Annotated in this window: 9 protein-coding genes and 4 tRNA genes; all 13 read left to right on the plus strand. The window is 60.3% G+C overall.

All coding sequences use genetic code 11. The annotated features are described in order from the left end of the window. The first annotated feature begins 210 nt into the window (after window positions 1–210). The 13 genes from AWB72_RS24750 to rpoC all read left to right on the plus strand — a co-directional run bounded on the left by AWB72_RS24750 (window position 211) and on the right by rpoC (window position 14,127). Window positions 211–296: transfer RNA gene (locus AWB72_RS24750), tRNA-Tyr, on the plus strand. A 30-nt stretch (window positions 297–326) separates the two neighbouring features. Then, window positions 327–400: transfer RNA gene (locus AWB72_RS24755), tRNA-Gly, on the plus strand. Between the two features lie 16 nt (window positions 401–416). Then, window positions 417–491 (plus strand) — tRNA-Thr (locus AWB72_RS24760). Window positions 492–553: 62 nt separating this feature from the next. Continuing rightward, window positions 554–1,744 carry an elongation factor Tu gene (gene tuf / locus AWB72_RS24765; protein ID WP_040050473.1) on the plus strand — a complete coding sequence of 397 codons (1,191 nt, stop codon included), beginning with the start codon at window positions 554–556 and terminating at the stop codon, window positions 1,742–1,744. Between the two features lie 66 nt (window positions 1,745–1,810). Beyond that, a tRNA-Trp gene (locus tag AWB72_RS24770) sits at window positions 1,811–1,886 on the plus strand. Window positions 1,887–1,920: 34 nt separating this feature from the next. After that, window positions 1,921–2,301: a preprotein translocase subunit SecE gene (gene secE / locus AWB72_RS24775; protein ID WP_040050481.1), complete on the plus strand. Its 381-nt coding sequence runs from the start codon at window positions 1,921–1,923 to the stop codon at window positions 2,299–2,301. 1 nt (window position 2,302) lies between these two features. After that, window positions 2,303–2,860 (plus strand): transcription termination/antitermination protein NusG, encoded by a 558-nt coding sequence (gene nusG, locus AWB72_RS24780; RefSeq protein ID WP_014192489.1) that lies wholly within the window; start codon window positions 2,303–2,305, stop codon window positions 2,858–2,860. 148 nt (window positions 2,861–3,008) lie between these two features. Then, entirely contained in the window at window positions 3,009–3,440 is a 432-nt protein-coding gene (gene rplK / locus AWB72_RS24785) for a 50S ribosomal protein L11 (RefSeq protein WP_040050480.1), read from the plus strand. Further along, window positions 3,441–4,136, plus strand: coding sequence for a 50S ribosomal protein L1 (rplA, locus tag AWB72_RS24790; RefSeq protein ID WP_040050479.1), 696 nt, complete (start codon window positions 3,441–3,443; stop codon window positions 4,134–4,136). A 300-nt stretch (window positions 4,137–4,436) separates the two neighbouring features. Then, window positions 4,437–4,931, plus strand: a complete 495-nt coding sequence (gene rplJ, locus AWB72_RS24795) for a 50S ribosomal protein L10 (RefSeq protein ID WP_040050478.1) — start codon at window positions 4,437–4,439, stop codon at window positions 4,929–4,931. 83 nt (window positions 4,932–5,014) lie between these two features. Then, window positions 5,015–5,389, plus strand: coding sequence for a 50S ribosomal protein L7/L12 (gene rplL / locus AWB72_RS24800; RefSeq protein WP_035970538.1), 375 nt, complete (start codon window positions 5,015–5,017; stop codon window positions 5,387–5,389). Window positions 5,390–5,757: 368 nt separating this feature from the next. Beyond that, window positions 5,758–9,864 (plus strand): DNA-directed RNA polymerase subunit beta, encoded by a 4,107-nt coding sequence (gene rpoB, locus AWB72_RS24805; protein WP_040050477.1) that lies wholly within the window; start codon window positions 5,758–5,760, stop codon window positions 9,862–9,864. 21 nt (window positions 9,865–9,885) lie between these two features. Continuing rightward, window positions 9,886–14,127 (plus strand): DNA-directed RNA polymerase subunit beta', encoded by a 4,242-nt coding sequence (rpoC, locus tag AWB72_RS24810; RefSeq protein ID WP_040050476.1) that lies wholly within the window; start codon window positions 9,886–9,888, stop codon window positions 14,125–14,127. The last annotated feature ends 121 nt before the right edge of the window (window positions 14,128–14,248 follow it).

A 14,248-nucleotide genomic window follows, 5' to 3' on the forward strand; every position in this document is an offset into this window, starting at 1 on the left:
GACCGTGAAACGACTCCACGCCGATGATAGTGCGGATTGCCCGTGTGAAAGTAGGTAATCGTCAGGCTCCTCATGCAATAAACAAAAACCCCACCCCATAAAGGTGGGGTTTTTGCGTTTCGTCGTACTATAAGTGAGAGCCTCGTGTTCCGGGTTGCAAGAAACGCTTGACAAGAGCGTGTTGTTACCCCATAATCGATAGTTCTCTGCGGAGGGGTGCCCGAGTGGCTAAAGGGGGCAGACTGTAAATCTGTTGGCTTACGCCTACGTTGGTTCGAATCCAACCTCCTCCACCAGAATTCAAGCGGTAAGGGAATCCAACCCTCGCGGGTGTAGCTCAATGGTAGAGCAGAAGCCTTCCAAGCTTACGACGAGGGTTCGATTCCCTTCACCCGCTCCAATGTCGGTTAATTAGTGCCCATGTGGCTCAGTGGTAGAGCACTCCCTTGGTAAGGGAGAGGTCGGCAGTTCGATCCTGCCCATGGGCACCAGTCGTATCAGTCCAGTAAGTTGCGCGCGGCGCAAGGTGCGAAAATCCTGTTAGGAGTCGAAAATGGCCAAAGGTAAATTCGAGCGGACCAAGCCGCACGTGAACGTGGGCACGATCGGTCACGTTGACCACGGCAAGACCACGCTGACGGCAGCAATCACGACGGTGCTGACCAAGAAGTTCGGCGGCGAAGCGAAGGCATACGACCAGATCGATGCAGCGCCGGAAGAAAAGGCACGCGGCATCACGATCAACACCGCGCACGTCGAGTACGAAACGGCTAACCGCCACTACGCACACGTCGACTGCCCGGGCCACGCTGACTACGTGAAGAACATGATCACGGGCGCGGCGCAGATGGACGGCGCAATCCTGGTGTGCTCGGCCGCTGACGGCCCGATGCCGCAAACGCGCGAGCACATCCTGTTGGCCCGTCAGGTCGGCGTGCCGTACATCATCGTGTTCCTGAACAAGTGCGACATGGTCGACGACGCCGAGCTGCTCGAGCTGGTCGAAATGGAAGTGCGTGAGCTTCTGTCGAAGTACGACTTCCCGGGCGACGACACCCCGATCATCAAGGGTTCGGCGAAGCTGGCGCTGGAAGGCGACACGGGCGAGCTGGGTGAAGTGGCGATCATGAACCTGGCCGACGCGCTGGACACGTACATCCCGACGCCGGAGCGCGCCGTGGACGGTTCGTTCCTGATGCCGGTTGAAGACGTGTTCTCGATCTCGGGTCGCGGCACGGTGGTGACGGGTCGCGTCGAGCGCGGCATCGTCAAGGTCGGCGAGGAAATCGAAATCGTCGGTATCAAGCCGACGGTGAAGACCACTTGCACGGGCGTGGAAATGTTCCGCAAGCTGCTCGACCAGGGTCAGGCAGGCGACAACGTCGGTATCCTGCTGCGCGGCACGAAGCGTGAAGACGTGGAGCGTGGCCAGGTTCTGGCCAAGCCGGGTTCGATCACGCCGCACACGCACTTCACGGCTGAAGTGTACGTGCTGAGCAAGGACGAAGGCGGCCGTCACACGCCGTTCTTCAACAACTACCGTCCGCAGTTCTACTTCCGTACGACCGACGTGACGGGCTCGATCGAGCTGCCGAAGGACAAGGAAATGGTCATGCCGGGCGACAACGTGTCGATCACCGTCAAGCTGATCGCTCCGATCGCCATGGAAGAAGGTCTGCGCTTCGCTATCCGTGAAGGCGGCCGTACCGTCGGCGCAGGTGTCGTTGCGAAGATTATCGAGTAAGAGCCAGAAATCTCTCGGTAGTCTGTAGTTTTCGGGGTCGGCGAAACCGTCGGCCCCAAATGGTTTAGGGGTATAGCTCAACTGGCAGAGCGTCGGTCTCCAAAACCGAAGGTTGGGGGTTCGATTCCCTCTGCCCCTGCCACATTCTTGCGCCAAGTGGCGCTGTTTAAGGTGTTATGGCGAATCCTTCCGTCGAAACTGTTAATACTTCCAGCGACAAGCTGATGTTGGCGGCTGGTGTATTGTTGGTCTTGGCCGGGTTCGTGGGTTTCTTTTTGCTCGACGGCCAAGAGTGGTATGTCCGCGGCGCAGCGCTTGCTGTCGGTGTTATCGCGGGCGTTGCTGTCGGCCTTCTCTCTGCGCCCGGTAAGAGCTTTATCGCGTTCGCCAAAGACTCCTACAAGGAAGTACGCAAGGTTGTCTGGCCGACTCGGAAAGAGGCAACGCAGACCACGCTGGTGGTGTTCGCGTTTGTTCTCGTCATGGCCATTCTGTTGTGGCTTAGCGATAAGTCGATCGAATGGGTGATTTTCTCGGCGATTCTGGGTTGGAAATGATATGAGCGATACTCCGACATCCCCGAGTGGAAAGCGTTGGTATGTAGTGCACGCCTACTCCGGCATGGAGAAGAGCGTGCAACGTGCGCTTCAGGAGCGCATCGAGCGGGCAGGGATGCAGGACCAATTCGGTCAAATTCTTGTCCCCACCGAAGAAGTCGTTGAAGTGAAAGGCGGTCACAAGTCGGTTACGGAACGTCGTTTCTTCCCGGGATATGTCCTGGTCGAAATGGAAATGACCGATGAAACCTGGCACCTCGTGAAGAACACGGCCAAGGTCACCGGATTTGTCGGCGGTGCGCGCAACCGTCCGAGCCCGATTTCGCCGCGCGAAGTCGAAAAGATCATGTCGCAGATGCAAGAGGGCGTCGAGAAGCCGCGGCCGAAGACGCTGTTCGAAGTGGGCGAGATGGTCCGGGTCAAGGAAGGTCCTTTCACTGACTTCAACGGCAACGTCGAAGAAGTCAACTACGAAAAGTCCCGAGTTCGTGTCTCAGTCACGATCTTCGGGCGCTCGACACCGGTCGAACTCGAGTTCGGGCAGGTCGAGAAGCTGTAATTCAGAACACGTCGCGCGAGGCCTTCCGGTCTTGCGCGATTCGCGCTTACGGCCCGCGTAACGGCCGTTGAGGAGCGTCAGTAGCCGGTCTCGTCGAACGCGCGCTATCACTCACCGAACGCTCACGCGTTCAGCAGAGGTTTTCAACATGGCAAAGAAAATCGTCGGCTTTATCAAGCTGCAGATTCCTGCAGGTAAAGCCAACCCGTCGCCGCCGGTCGGTCCGGCACTGGGCCAGCGTGGCCTGAACATCATGGAGTTCTGCAAGGCGTTCAACGCGCAGACTCAGGGCATGGAGCCGGGTCTGCCGGTGCCGGTCGTCATTACGGCATTCGCGGACAAGAGCTTCACGTTCATCATGAAGACGCCGCCGGCTACCGTTCTGATCAAGAAGGCAGCCGCCATTCAGAAGGGTTCGAGCAAGCCGCACACAGACAAGGTGGGCAACATCACCCGCGCTCAAGCGGAAGAAATCGCGAAGACCAAGATGCCGGACCTTACGGCAGCGGATCTGGACGCAGCCGTGCGCACGATCGCAGGCAGCGCTCGTTCGATGGGCATCACTGTGGAGGGCGTGTAAATGGCTAAGCTTTCTAAGCGCCTTCAGGCACTCGCAAACAAGGTTGATCGTCAGAAGCTGTACGCGATCGACGACGCGCTCGCTCTCGTCAAGGAATGCGCAAGCGCCAAGTTCGACGAGTCGATCGACGTGGCAGTGCAGCTCGGCATCGATGCGAAGAAGTCGGATCAAGTGGTTCGCGGCTCGGTCGTCCTGCCGGCTGGTACCGGCAAGTCGGTGCGCGTTGCAGTCTTTGCACAAGGCGAAAAGGCTGAGCAAGCGCGTGCCGCCGGCGCAGAAGTGGTCGGCATGGAAGACCTGGCCGAGCAAGTGAAGGCCGGTAACCTGGACTTCGACGTCGTGATCGCTTCGCCGGACACGATGCGCGTGGTCGGTACGCTGGGTCAGATTCTCGGCCCGCGCGGCCTGATGCCGAACCCGAAGGTTGGCACGGTCACGCCGGACGTAGCTCAGGCAGTCCGCAACGCCAAGGCAGGTCAGGTGCAATTCCGCGTCGACAAGGCCGGTATCATCCACGGCACGATCGGTCGCGCATCGTTCGAACCCGCTTCGCTGCGTCAAAACCTGGCAGCGCTGATCGACGCGCTGCAGAAGGCGAAGCCGGCTACGAGCAAGGGCGTGTACCTGCGTAAGGTCGCCGTGTCGAGCACGATGGGTGTCGGCGTTCGCGTGGACCAGTCCTCGCTGGCGCAGTAAGAAATTTCGGCGCGGTCGGTAGACCGCGTCTCAAAGGGCTTTGGGCGGCTGCATAGCGGCAGTTTAGCTAAGCAGCCGGTTGTCAAAGACCGTTGGTGGCGGTGCAGAAGTCGGGCAGCGCCTTAATTCAAGCCAACGCAGATGGCGAACCCGAAACAGTTTTGCAGTGGTTGAAGTCGGTTGTCGTGCGTCGTGAGACTCACACCGATCGATCGAAATACTCCTAACAGTCGGACGCCGTTGTCGAACGTGGTGCATGAGGGTTGGACACCCGAGTGCATCGAATCTGGAGGTTTAACCGTGCCACTGAACAAAGAAGATAAGCAGGCAGTCGTCGCTGAAGTCGCCGCGCAAGTCGCGAAGGCTCAGACGATGGTGCTCGCTGAGTATCGTGGGATCACGGTTGGCGATCTGACCAAGCTGCGCGCGAAAGCGCGTGAGCAACAGGTGTATCTGCGCGTGTTGAAGAACACGCTGGCGCGTCGCGCTGTTGAAGGTACCCCGTTCGCTCCGCTGGCTGAGCAGATGACCGGTCCTCTGATCTACGGCATCTCGGAAGATGCCATTGCCGCTGCCAAGGTCGTCAACGACTTCGGTAAGAGCAATGACAAGTTGATCATCAAGGCTGGTTCCTACGAAGGCAAGGTGATGGACAAGGCAGGCGTGCAAGCGCTGGCCAGCATCCCGAGCCGTGAAGAGCTGCTCTCCAAGCTGTTGTTCGTCATGCAAGCGCCTGTTTCCGGCTTTGCGCGCGCTCTGGCCGCGCTGGCTGAAAAGCAAGGCGAAGCTGCATAACACAGCCGCTTGGGCGCTCGTCGCTCAGTTAGGTATTTGCTAGATCGCTAGCTCGATCCGAATTCAATTTAGGAGTATTTCAAATGGCAATCGCAAAAGAAGACATCCTGGAAGCCGTTGGCGCGATGTCGGTTCTGGAACTGAACGAGCTGGTCAAGGCGTTCGAAGAGAAGTTTGGCGTGTCGGCAGCTGCTGTTGCAGTCGCTGGCCCGGCTGGCGGCGGCGCTGCTGCTGCTGCTGAAGAGCAGACCGAGTTCACCGTGAACCTGCTCGAAGCAGGCGCGAACAAGGTTTCCGTGATTAAGGCTGTTCGCGAACTGACGGGTCTCGGCCTGAAGGAAGCGAAGGACCTGGTCGACGGCGCACCGAAGCCCATCAAGGAAGCGGTGCCGAAGGCTGCTGCTGAAGAAGCGAAGAAGAAGCTGGAAGACGCAGGCGCGAAGGCTGAAATCAAGTAAGTTTCATTGCGCTGTGCGAAGGCTGGCGGTTTTTCACCGCCGGCCTTTTTGTGCTTTGTGGGGACTGAGTTTTTATGCTTCGTAGCAAGCATAAATGTCCCCGCAGAAGCCAAAGAGAACGGTCGAATCGGCAAAATCTTCCGGTAGTTCTCTTTGTCTTCTGAAGCGACTGCAGAAGGCAAGTTTGGTCGGGTAGCGGGAAACACAGGCATCCGCTGCCGTCAGCCAGCGGTTGGTAGCGGCCAACCACCAAGCTTCTAGATTCGCGCGTCCTCCCCGGACACTCGCGCGGGTCTCAGTCGGTGAACACCGGGCCGTGTCGTCGAGGTATCCCGCCTCGGTAACGCCCGCCGTGATTCGGAGATCGTATGCAATATTCCTTCACCGAGAAGAAGCGTATTCGCAAGAGTTTCGCGAAGCGCCCCATCGTTCACCAAGTTCCCTTTTTGCTGGCGACCCAGCTTGAATCATTCCAGACGTTTCTGCAAGCAGATACGTCGTCCTCGCAGCGCAAAGCAGAAGGCTTGCAGGCCGCATTCACGTCTGTTTTCCCGATTGTTTCGCACAACGGTTTCGCGCGTCTCGAATTCGTCAGCTACATGCTGTCGCCGCCCGCATTCAACATCAAGGAATGCCAGCAGCGCGGCCTGACGTACTGTTCCGCCCTGCGCGCGAAGGTCCGTCTCGTTCTGCTCGACAAGGAATCGCCGAGCAAGCCCGTCGTGAAGGAAGTGAAAGAGCAGGAAGTGTACATGGGCGAAATTCCGCTCATGACGCCGACCGGCTCGTTCGTCATCAACGGTACCGAGCGCGTGATCGTGTCGCAGCTCCACCGTTCGCCTGGCGTGTTCTTCGAGCACGACAAGGGCAAGACGCATAGCTCCGGCAAGCTGCTGTTCTCGGCGCGCATCATTCCTTACCGCGGTTCATGGCTCGACTTCGAATTTGATCCGAAGGACGTGCTGTACTTCCGCGTCGACCGTCGTCGCAAGATGCCGGTCACGATTCTGCTGAAGGCCATCGGTCTTTCGCCGGAACAGATCCTCGCGAACTTCTTCGTGTTCGACAACTTCGCGCTGATGAACGAAGGCGCGCAGATGGAGTTCGTGCCGGAGCGTCTGCGCGGTGAAGTCGCGCGCTTCGACATCCAGGATCGCGAAGGCAACGTCATCGTCACGAAGGACAAGCGGATCAACGCGAAGCACATTCGCGACCTCGAAAACGCCAAGACGAAGTTCATCTCGGTGCCCGAGGAGTATCTGCTCGGCCGCGTGCTGGCGAAGAACGTGATCGATCCGGAAACGGGCGAAGTCATCGCCAACGCAAACGAGGAAATCACGGAATCGGTCCTCGAGAAGCTGCGCGAAGCGAAAGTCAAGGACATCCAGACGCTCTACACGAACGATCTGGACCAGGGTCCGTACATCTCGTCGACGCTGCGTATCGACGAAACCGCCGACAAGATGGCTGCGCGCATCGCGATCTATCGCATGATGCGTCCGGGCGAGCCGCCGACCGAAGAAGCGGTCGAGGCGCTGTTCAACCGTCTGTTCTACAGCGAAGACGCGTACGACCTGTCGAAGGTCGGCCGTATGAAGTTCAACCGCCGCGTCGGCCGTGACGAAATCATCGGACCGATGACGCTGCAGGACGACGACATCCTCGCGACGATCAAGATTCTCGTCGAGCTGCGCAACGGCAAGGGCGAAGTGGACGATATCGACCACTTGGGCAATCGTCGCGTGCGTTGCGTCGGCGAACTGGCGGAAAACCAATTCCGCGCGGGTCTCGTGCGTGTCGAGCGCGCGGTCAAGGAACGCCTCGGCCAGGCCGAAAGCGAAAACCTGATGCCGCACGACCTGATCAACTCGAAGCCGATTTCGTCGGCCATCCGCGAGTTCTTCGGTTCGTCGCAGCTCTCGCAGTTCATGGACCAGACCAACCCGCTGTCGGAAATCACGCACAAGCGCCGTGTTTCCGCACTGGGCCCGGGCGGTCTGACGCGTGAGCGCGCAGGCTTCGAAGTCCGCGACGTGCACCCGACGCACTATGGTCGCGTGTGCCCGATCGAAACGCCGGAAGGTCCGAACATCGGTCTGATCAACTCGCTGGCGCTGTACGCGCACCTGAACGAATACGGCTTCCTCGAAACGCCGTATCGCAAGGTGGTGGACAGCAAGGTCACGGACCAGATCGACTATCTGTCGGCAATCGAAGAAGGCCGTTACGTGATCGCTCAGGCGAACGCGGCGGTGGCCGAAGACGGCACGCTGACCGACGAACTCGTGTCGTCGCGTGAAGCGGGCGAAACGCTGATGGTCACGCCGGACCGCATCCAGTACATGGACGTGGCGCCGTCGCAGATCGTGTCGGTGGCGGCATCGCTGATTCCGTTCCTCGAGCACGACGACGCGAACCGCGCGTTGATGGGCTCGAACATGCAGCGTCAGGCCGTGCCGTGTCTGCGTCCGGAGAAGCCGGTCGTCGGTACGGGTATCGAGCGCACGGTGGCGGTCGACTCGGGTACGACGGTTCAGGCCATGCGCGGTGGCGTGGTGGATTATGTCGACGCGGGCCGTATCGTGATTCGCGTGAACGACGACGAAGCCGTGGCCGGCGATGTCGGCGTGGACATCTACAACCTGATCAAGTACACGCGTTCGAACCAGAACACGAACATCAACCAGCGTCCGATCGTGAAGATGGGCGACAAGGTTGCGCGCGGCGACGTGCTGGCTGACGGCGCCTCGACGGATCTGGGCGAGCTCGCGCTCGGCCAGAACATGCTCGTCGCGTTCATGCCGTGGAACGGCTACAACTTCGAAGACTCGATCCTGATCTCGGAAAAGGTCGTTGCGGACGATCGTTACACGTCGATCCACATCGAAGAACTGAACGTCGTTGCTCGCGACACGAAGCTCGGACCGGAAGAAATCACGCGCGACATTTCGAACCTCGCGGAAGTGCAGCTTGGCCGTCTCGACGAGTCGGGCATCGTGTACATCGGCGCGGAAGTCGAAGCGGGCGACGTGCTGGTCGGCAAGGTCACGCCGAAGGGCGAAACCCAGCTGACGCCGGAAGAAAAGCTGCTGCGGGCGATCTTCGGCGAGAAGGCGTCCGACGTGAAGGACACGTCGCTGCGCGTGCCGTCGGGCATGAGCGGCACGGTCATCGACGTGCAAGTGTTCACGCGCGAAGGCATCACGCGTGACAAGCGTGCGCAACAGATCATCGACGACGAACTGAAGCGCTATCGCCTCGATTTGAACGACCAGCTGCGCATCGTGGAAGGCGACGCGTTCTCGCGTCTCGCACGCATGCTGAACGGCAAGGTCGCGAACGGCGGTCCGAAGAAGCTCGCGAAGGGCACGAAGATCGACCTCGCGTACCTCGAAGATCTCGACCACTACCACTGGTTCGACATCCGCCTCGCGGACGAAGAAGCAGCGGCCCAGCTGGAAGCGATCAAGGATTCGATCGAGCAGAAGCGCCACCAGTTCGACCTCGCGTTCGAAGAGAAGCGAAAGAAGCTCACGCAAGGCGACGAACTGCCGCCAGGCGTGCTGAAGATGGTCAAGGTGTATCTCGCCGTGAAGCGTCGCCTGCAGCCTGGCGACAAGATGGCGGGCCGTCACGGTAACAAGGGTGTCGTGTCGAAGATCGTTCCGATCGAAGACATGCCGTACATGGCCGATGGCCGTCCGGCCGACGTCGTGCTGAATCCGCTCGGCGTGCCGTCGCGGATGAACGTGGGTCAGATTCTCGAAGTGCATCTGGGCTGGGCCGCGAAGGGTCTCGGCTGGCGCATCGGCGAGATGATGCAGCGTCAAGCGAAGATCGAAGAGATGCGTCAGTTCCTCACGCAGATCTACAACGAGTCGGGTCGCAAGGAAGAGCTGGAAAACTTCTCGGACGACGAAATCGTCGAACTCGCGAAGAACCTGCGCGAAGGCGTGCCGTTCGCGACGCCGGTGTTCGACGGCGCCACGGAAGACGAAATGTCGCGCGCGCTGGATCTGGCGTTCCCGGACGACATCGCTCAGAACCTGGGCATGAATTCGTCGAAGAATCAGGTCCAGTTGCACGACGGCCGCACGGGCGAACCGTTCGAGCGCAAGGTCACGGTCGGCTACATGCACTACCTGAAGCTGCACCACCTGGTCGACGACAAGATGCACGCGCGTTCGACCGGTCCGTACTCGCTCGTCACGCAGCAGCCGCTGGGTGGTAAGGCGCAGTTCGGTGGTCAGCGCTTCGGTGAAATGGAAGTGTGGGCGCTCGAGGCGTATGGCGCGTCGTATGTGCTGCAGGAAATGCTGACGGTCAAGTCGGACGACGTGACGGGCCGGACGAAGGTTTATGAGAACCTGGTCAAGGGCGATCACGTGATCGATGCGGGCATGCCGGAATCCTTCAACGTGTTGGTGAAGGAAATCCGCTCGCTCGGTATCGATATCGATCTCGACCGCAACTAATCGGACTACGGAGAGAAAGCAATGAAAGCTCTGCTCGATCTATTCAAGCAAGTCCAACAAGAAGAAGTCTTTGATGCGATCAAGATCGGCCTCGCGTCGCCCGACAAGATCCGTTCGTGGTCGTTCGGCGAAGTGAAGAAGCCGGAGACCATCAACTACCGCACGTTCAAGCCGGAGCGGGATGGTCTGTTTTGCGCCAAGATTTTCGGGCCGATCAAGGACTACGAGTGCCTTTGCGGCAAGTACAAGCGCCTGAAGCACCGTGGCGTGATCTGTGAAAAGTGCGGCGTCGAAGTGACGCTCGCGAAGGTGCGTCGTGAGCGGATGGGCCACATCGAGCTGGCCTCGCCCGTCGCGCACATCTGGTTCCTGAAGTCGCTGCCGTCGCGTCTGGGCATGGTGCTCGACATGACGCTGCGCGACATCGAGCGCGTGTTGTACTTCGAAGCATACGTGGTGATCGATCCGGGCATGACGCCGCTGAAAGCGCGGCAGATCATGACCGAAGAGGATTACTACAACAAGGTCGAAGAGTACGGTGACGAATTCCGTGCCGAAATGGGCGCGGAAGGCGTGCGCGAACTGCTGCGTGCCATCAACATCGACGAGCAGGTCGAAACGCTGCGCACGGAGCTGAAGAACACCGGCTCGGAAGCGAAGATCAAGAAGTACGCGAAGCGCCTTAAGGTGCTCGAGGCTTTCCAGCGTTCGGGCATCAAGCCTGACTGGATGGTGCTCGAAGTGCTGCCGGTGCTGCCGCCGGAACTGCGTCCGCTCGTGCCGCTCGACGGCGGCCGTTTCGCGACCTCGGACCTGAACGACCTGTACCGCCGCGTGATCAACCGTAACAACCGGTTGAAGCGTCTGCTCGAACTGAAGGCGCCTGAAATCATCGTCCGCAACGAAAAGCGGATGCTGCAGGAAGCCGTCGATTCGCTGCTCGACAACGGTCGTCGCGGCAAGGCCATGACCGGCGCGAACAAGCGTCCGCTGAAGTCGCTCGCCGACATGATCAAGGGCAAGGGCGGTCGTTTCCGTCAGAACCTGCTCGGTAAGCGCGTGGACTACTCGGGCCGTTCGGTCATCGTCGTGGGCCCGACGCTCAAGCTGCATCAGTGCGGTCTGCCGAAGCTGATGGCGCTCGAACTGTTCAAGCCTTTCATCTTCAACAAGCTGGAAGTGATGGGCGTCGCCACGACCATCAAGGCCGCGAAGAAGGAAGTCGAGAACCAGACGCCGGTGGTGTGGGACATCCTCGAAGAGGTGATCCGCGAGCATCCGGTCATGCTGAACCGCGCGCCGACGCTGCACCGTCTCGGCATTCAGGCTTTCGAGCCGGTGCTGATCGAAGGTAAGGCTATCCAGCTGCATCCGCTCGTTTGCGCGGCGTTCAACGCCGACTTCGACGGTGACCAGATGGCCGTTCACGTGCCGCTGTCGCTCGAAGCGCAGATGGAAGCGCGCACGCTGATGCTGGCGTCGAACAACGTCCTGTTCCCGGCGAACGGCGATCCGTCGATCGTGCCGTCGCAGGATATCGTGCTCGGCCTGTATTACGCGTCGCGTGAAGCGGTGAACGGGAAGGGCGAAGGCCTGACGTTCACGGGCGTGTCGGAAGTGATCCGCGCGTACGAAAACAAGGAAGTCGAGCTGGCTTCGCGCGTCAACGTGCGTATCACCGAAATGGTGGCGAACGAAGACCAGAGCGAAGGCGCGCCGAAGTTCGTGCCGAAGATCACGCTGTACGCGACCACCGTCGGCCGTTCGATCCTGTCGGAGATTCTGCCGCCGGGCCTGCCGTTCTCGGTGCTGAACAAGCCGCTGAAGAAGAAGGAAATCTCGCGCCTGATCAACACGGCGTTCCGCAAGTGCGGTCTGCGCGAAACGGTGATCTTCGCCGACCAGCTGATGCAGATGGGTTTCCGTCTCGCAACGCGCGCCGGCATCTCGATTTGCGTGGACGACATGCTCGTGCCGCCGCAAAAAGAGACGATCGTCGGCGACGCCGCGAAGAAGGTGAAGGAGTACGACCGTCAGTACATGTCGGGTCTCGTCACCGCGCAGGAACGCTACAACAACGTGGTCGACATCTGGTCGGCGACGTCGGAAAGCGTCGGCAAGGCGATGATGGAGCAGCTCGCAACCGAGCCCGTGGTGGATCGCGACGGCAAGGAAACGAAGCAGGAGTCGTTCAACTCCATCTACATGATGGCCGACTCGGGCGCGCGTGGCTCCGCGGTGCAGATTCGTCAGCTCGCCGGTATGCGCGGCCTGATGGCGAAGCCGGACGGCTCGATTATCGAGACGCCGATTACCGCGAACTTCCGCGAAGGCCTGAACGTGCTGCAGTACTTCATCTCGACGCACGGCGCACGTAAGGGTCTGGCGGATACGGCGCTGAAGACGGCGAACTCGGGTTACCTGACGCGTCGTCTCGTCGACGTGACGCAGGATCTGGTCGTGGTCGAAGACGATTGCGGCACGTCGAACGGCGTGGCGATGAAGGCGTTGGTCGAAGGCGGTGAAGTCGTCGAAGCGCTGCGTGACCGTATTCTGGGTCGCGTCGCGGTGGCGGACGTCGTCAATCCGGAAACGCAGGAAACGCTGTACGCGTCGGGCGATCTGCTCGACGAAGACGCGGTGGAAGACATCGAGCGTCTCGGCATCGACGAAGTGCGCGTGCGCACGCCGCTGACCTGCGAAACGCGCTATGGCCTGTGCGCCGCGTGCTACGGCCGCGACCTCGGCCGTGGCTCGCGCGTGAATGTCGGCGAAGCGGTCGGCGTGATCGCCGCTCAGTCGATCGGCGAGCCGGGCACGCAGCTCACGATGCGTACGTTCCACATCGGTGGCGCGGCGTCGCGTGCGGCGGTGGCATCGACGGTGGAAGCGAAGAGCAACGGTACGGTGCGCTTCACGGCCACGATGCGTTACGTCACCAACGCGAAGGGCGAGCAGGTCGTCATCTCGCGTTCGGGCGAAGCGATCATCGCGGACGACTTCGGTCGCGAGCGTGAGCGTCACAAGGTTCCGTACGGCGCGACGCTGCTGCAACTCGACGGCGCACAGATCAAGGCCGGCGCGCAACTCGCGCAATGGGATCCGCTGACGCGCCCGATCATCACCGAGTGGGGCGGTACGGTGAAGTTCGAAAACGTCGAGGAAGGCGTGACGGTCGCCAAGCAGATCGACGACGTGACCGGTCTTTCGACCCTCGTCGTGATCGATGCGAAGCGCCGCGGCTCGCAGGCCGGCAAGAGCGTGCGTCCGCAGGTCAAGCTGCTCGACGCGAACGGCGAGGAAGTGAAGATCCCGAACACCGAGCATTCGGTGCAGATCGGCTTCCAGGTCGGCGCACTGATCACCGTGAAGGATGGTCAGCAAGTGCAGGTCGGTGAAGTGCTGGCGCGTATCCCGGTTGAAGCGCAGAAGACGCGTGACATTACCGGTGGTCTGCCGCGCGTGGCCGAACTGTTCGAAGCGCGCTCGCCGAAGGACGCCGGCATTCTGGCGGAAGTCACGGGCACGACGTCGTTCGGTAAGGACACGAAGGGCAAGCAGCGTCTCGTCATCACGGATCTCGAAGGCAATCAGCACGAGTTCCTGATCGCGAAGGAAAAGCAGGTGCTGGTGCACGATGGTCAAGTCGTCAACAAGGGCGAAATGATCGTCGACGGTCCCGCCGATCCGCACGACATCCTGCGTCTGCAGGGTATCGAGGCGCTGTCGCGCTACATCGTGGACGAAGTGCAGGACGTGTATCGTCTGCAAGGCGTGAAGATCAACGACAAGCACATCGAAGTGATCGTGCGTCAGATGCTGCGCCGTGTGCAGATCACCGACAACGGTGACACGCGCTTCATTCCGGGCGAACAAGTCGAGCGGTCGGACATGCTCGACGAGAACGACCGCATGATCGCGGAAGACAAGCGTCCGGCGACGTACGAGAACGTGCTGCTGGGTATCACGAAGGCGTCGCTGTCGACGGATTCGTTCATCTCGGCGGCGTCGTTCCAGGAAACGACTCGCGTGCTGACCGAAGCCGCGATCATGGGCAAGCGCGACGATCTGCGTGGCCTGAAGGAAAACGTGATCGTCGGCCGTCTGATTCCGGCCGGTACGGGTCTCGCGTTCCACAAGGCGCGCAAGACGAAGGAGTCGGCGGATCGCGAACGCTTCGACCAGATCGCTGCCGAAGAGGCATTCGATTTCGGTACGCCGGAAACCCCGGCAACGGAGCAGCAGCCGCATACCAACGAGTAAGCGAGCCGCTTTCCTTTCCCGAGCAGTAACGCAGCACTGAAACCGCCCGGTTCGCCGGGCGGTTTTTTTTCGCCCCAACTTTTTCCGGTTCGCACCTCTGCCGAATGGCTAACGCCGCCAC

It is taken from the genome of Caballeronia concitans (assembly GCF_001544615.1).
Classification (GTDB): Bacteria; Pseudomonadota; Gammaproteobacteria; order Burkholderiales; family Burkholderiaceae; genus Caballeronia; species Caballeronia concitans.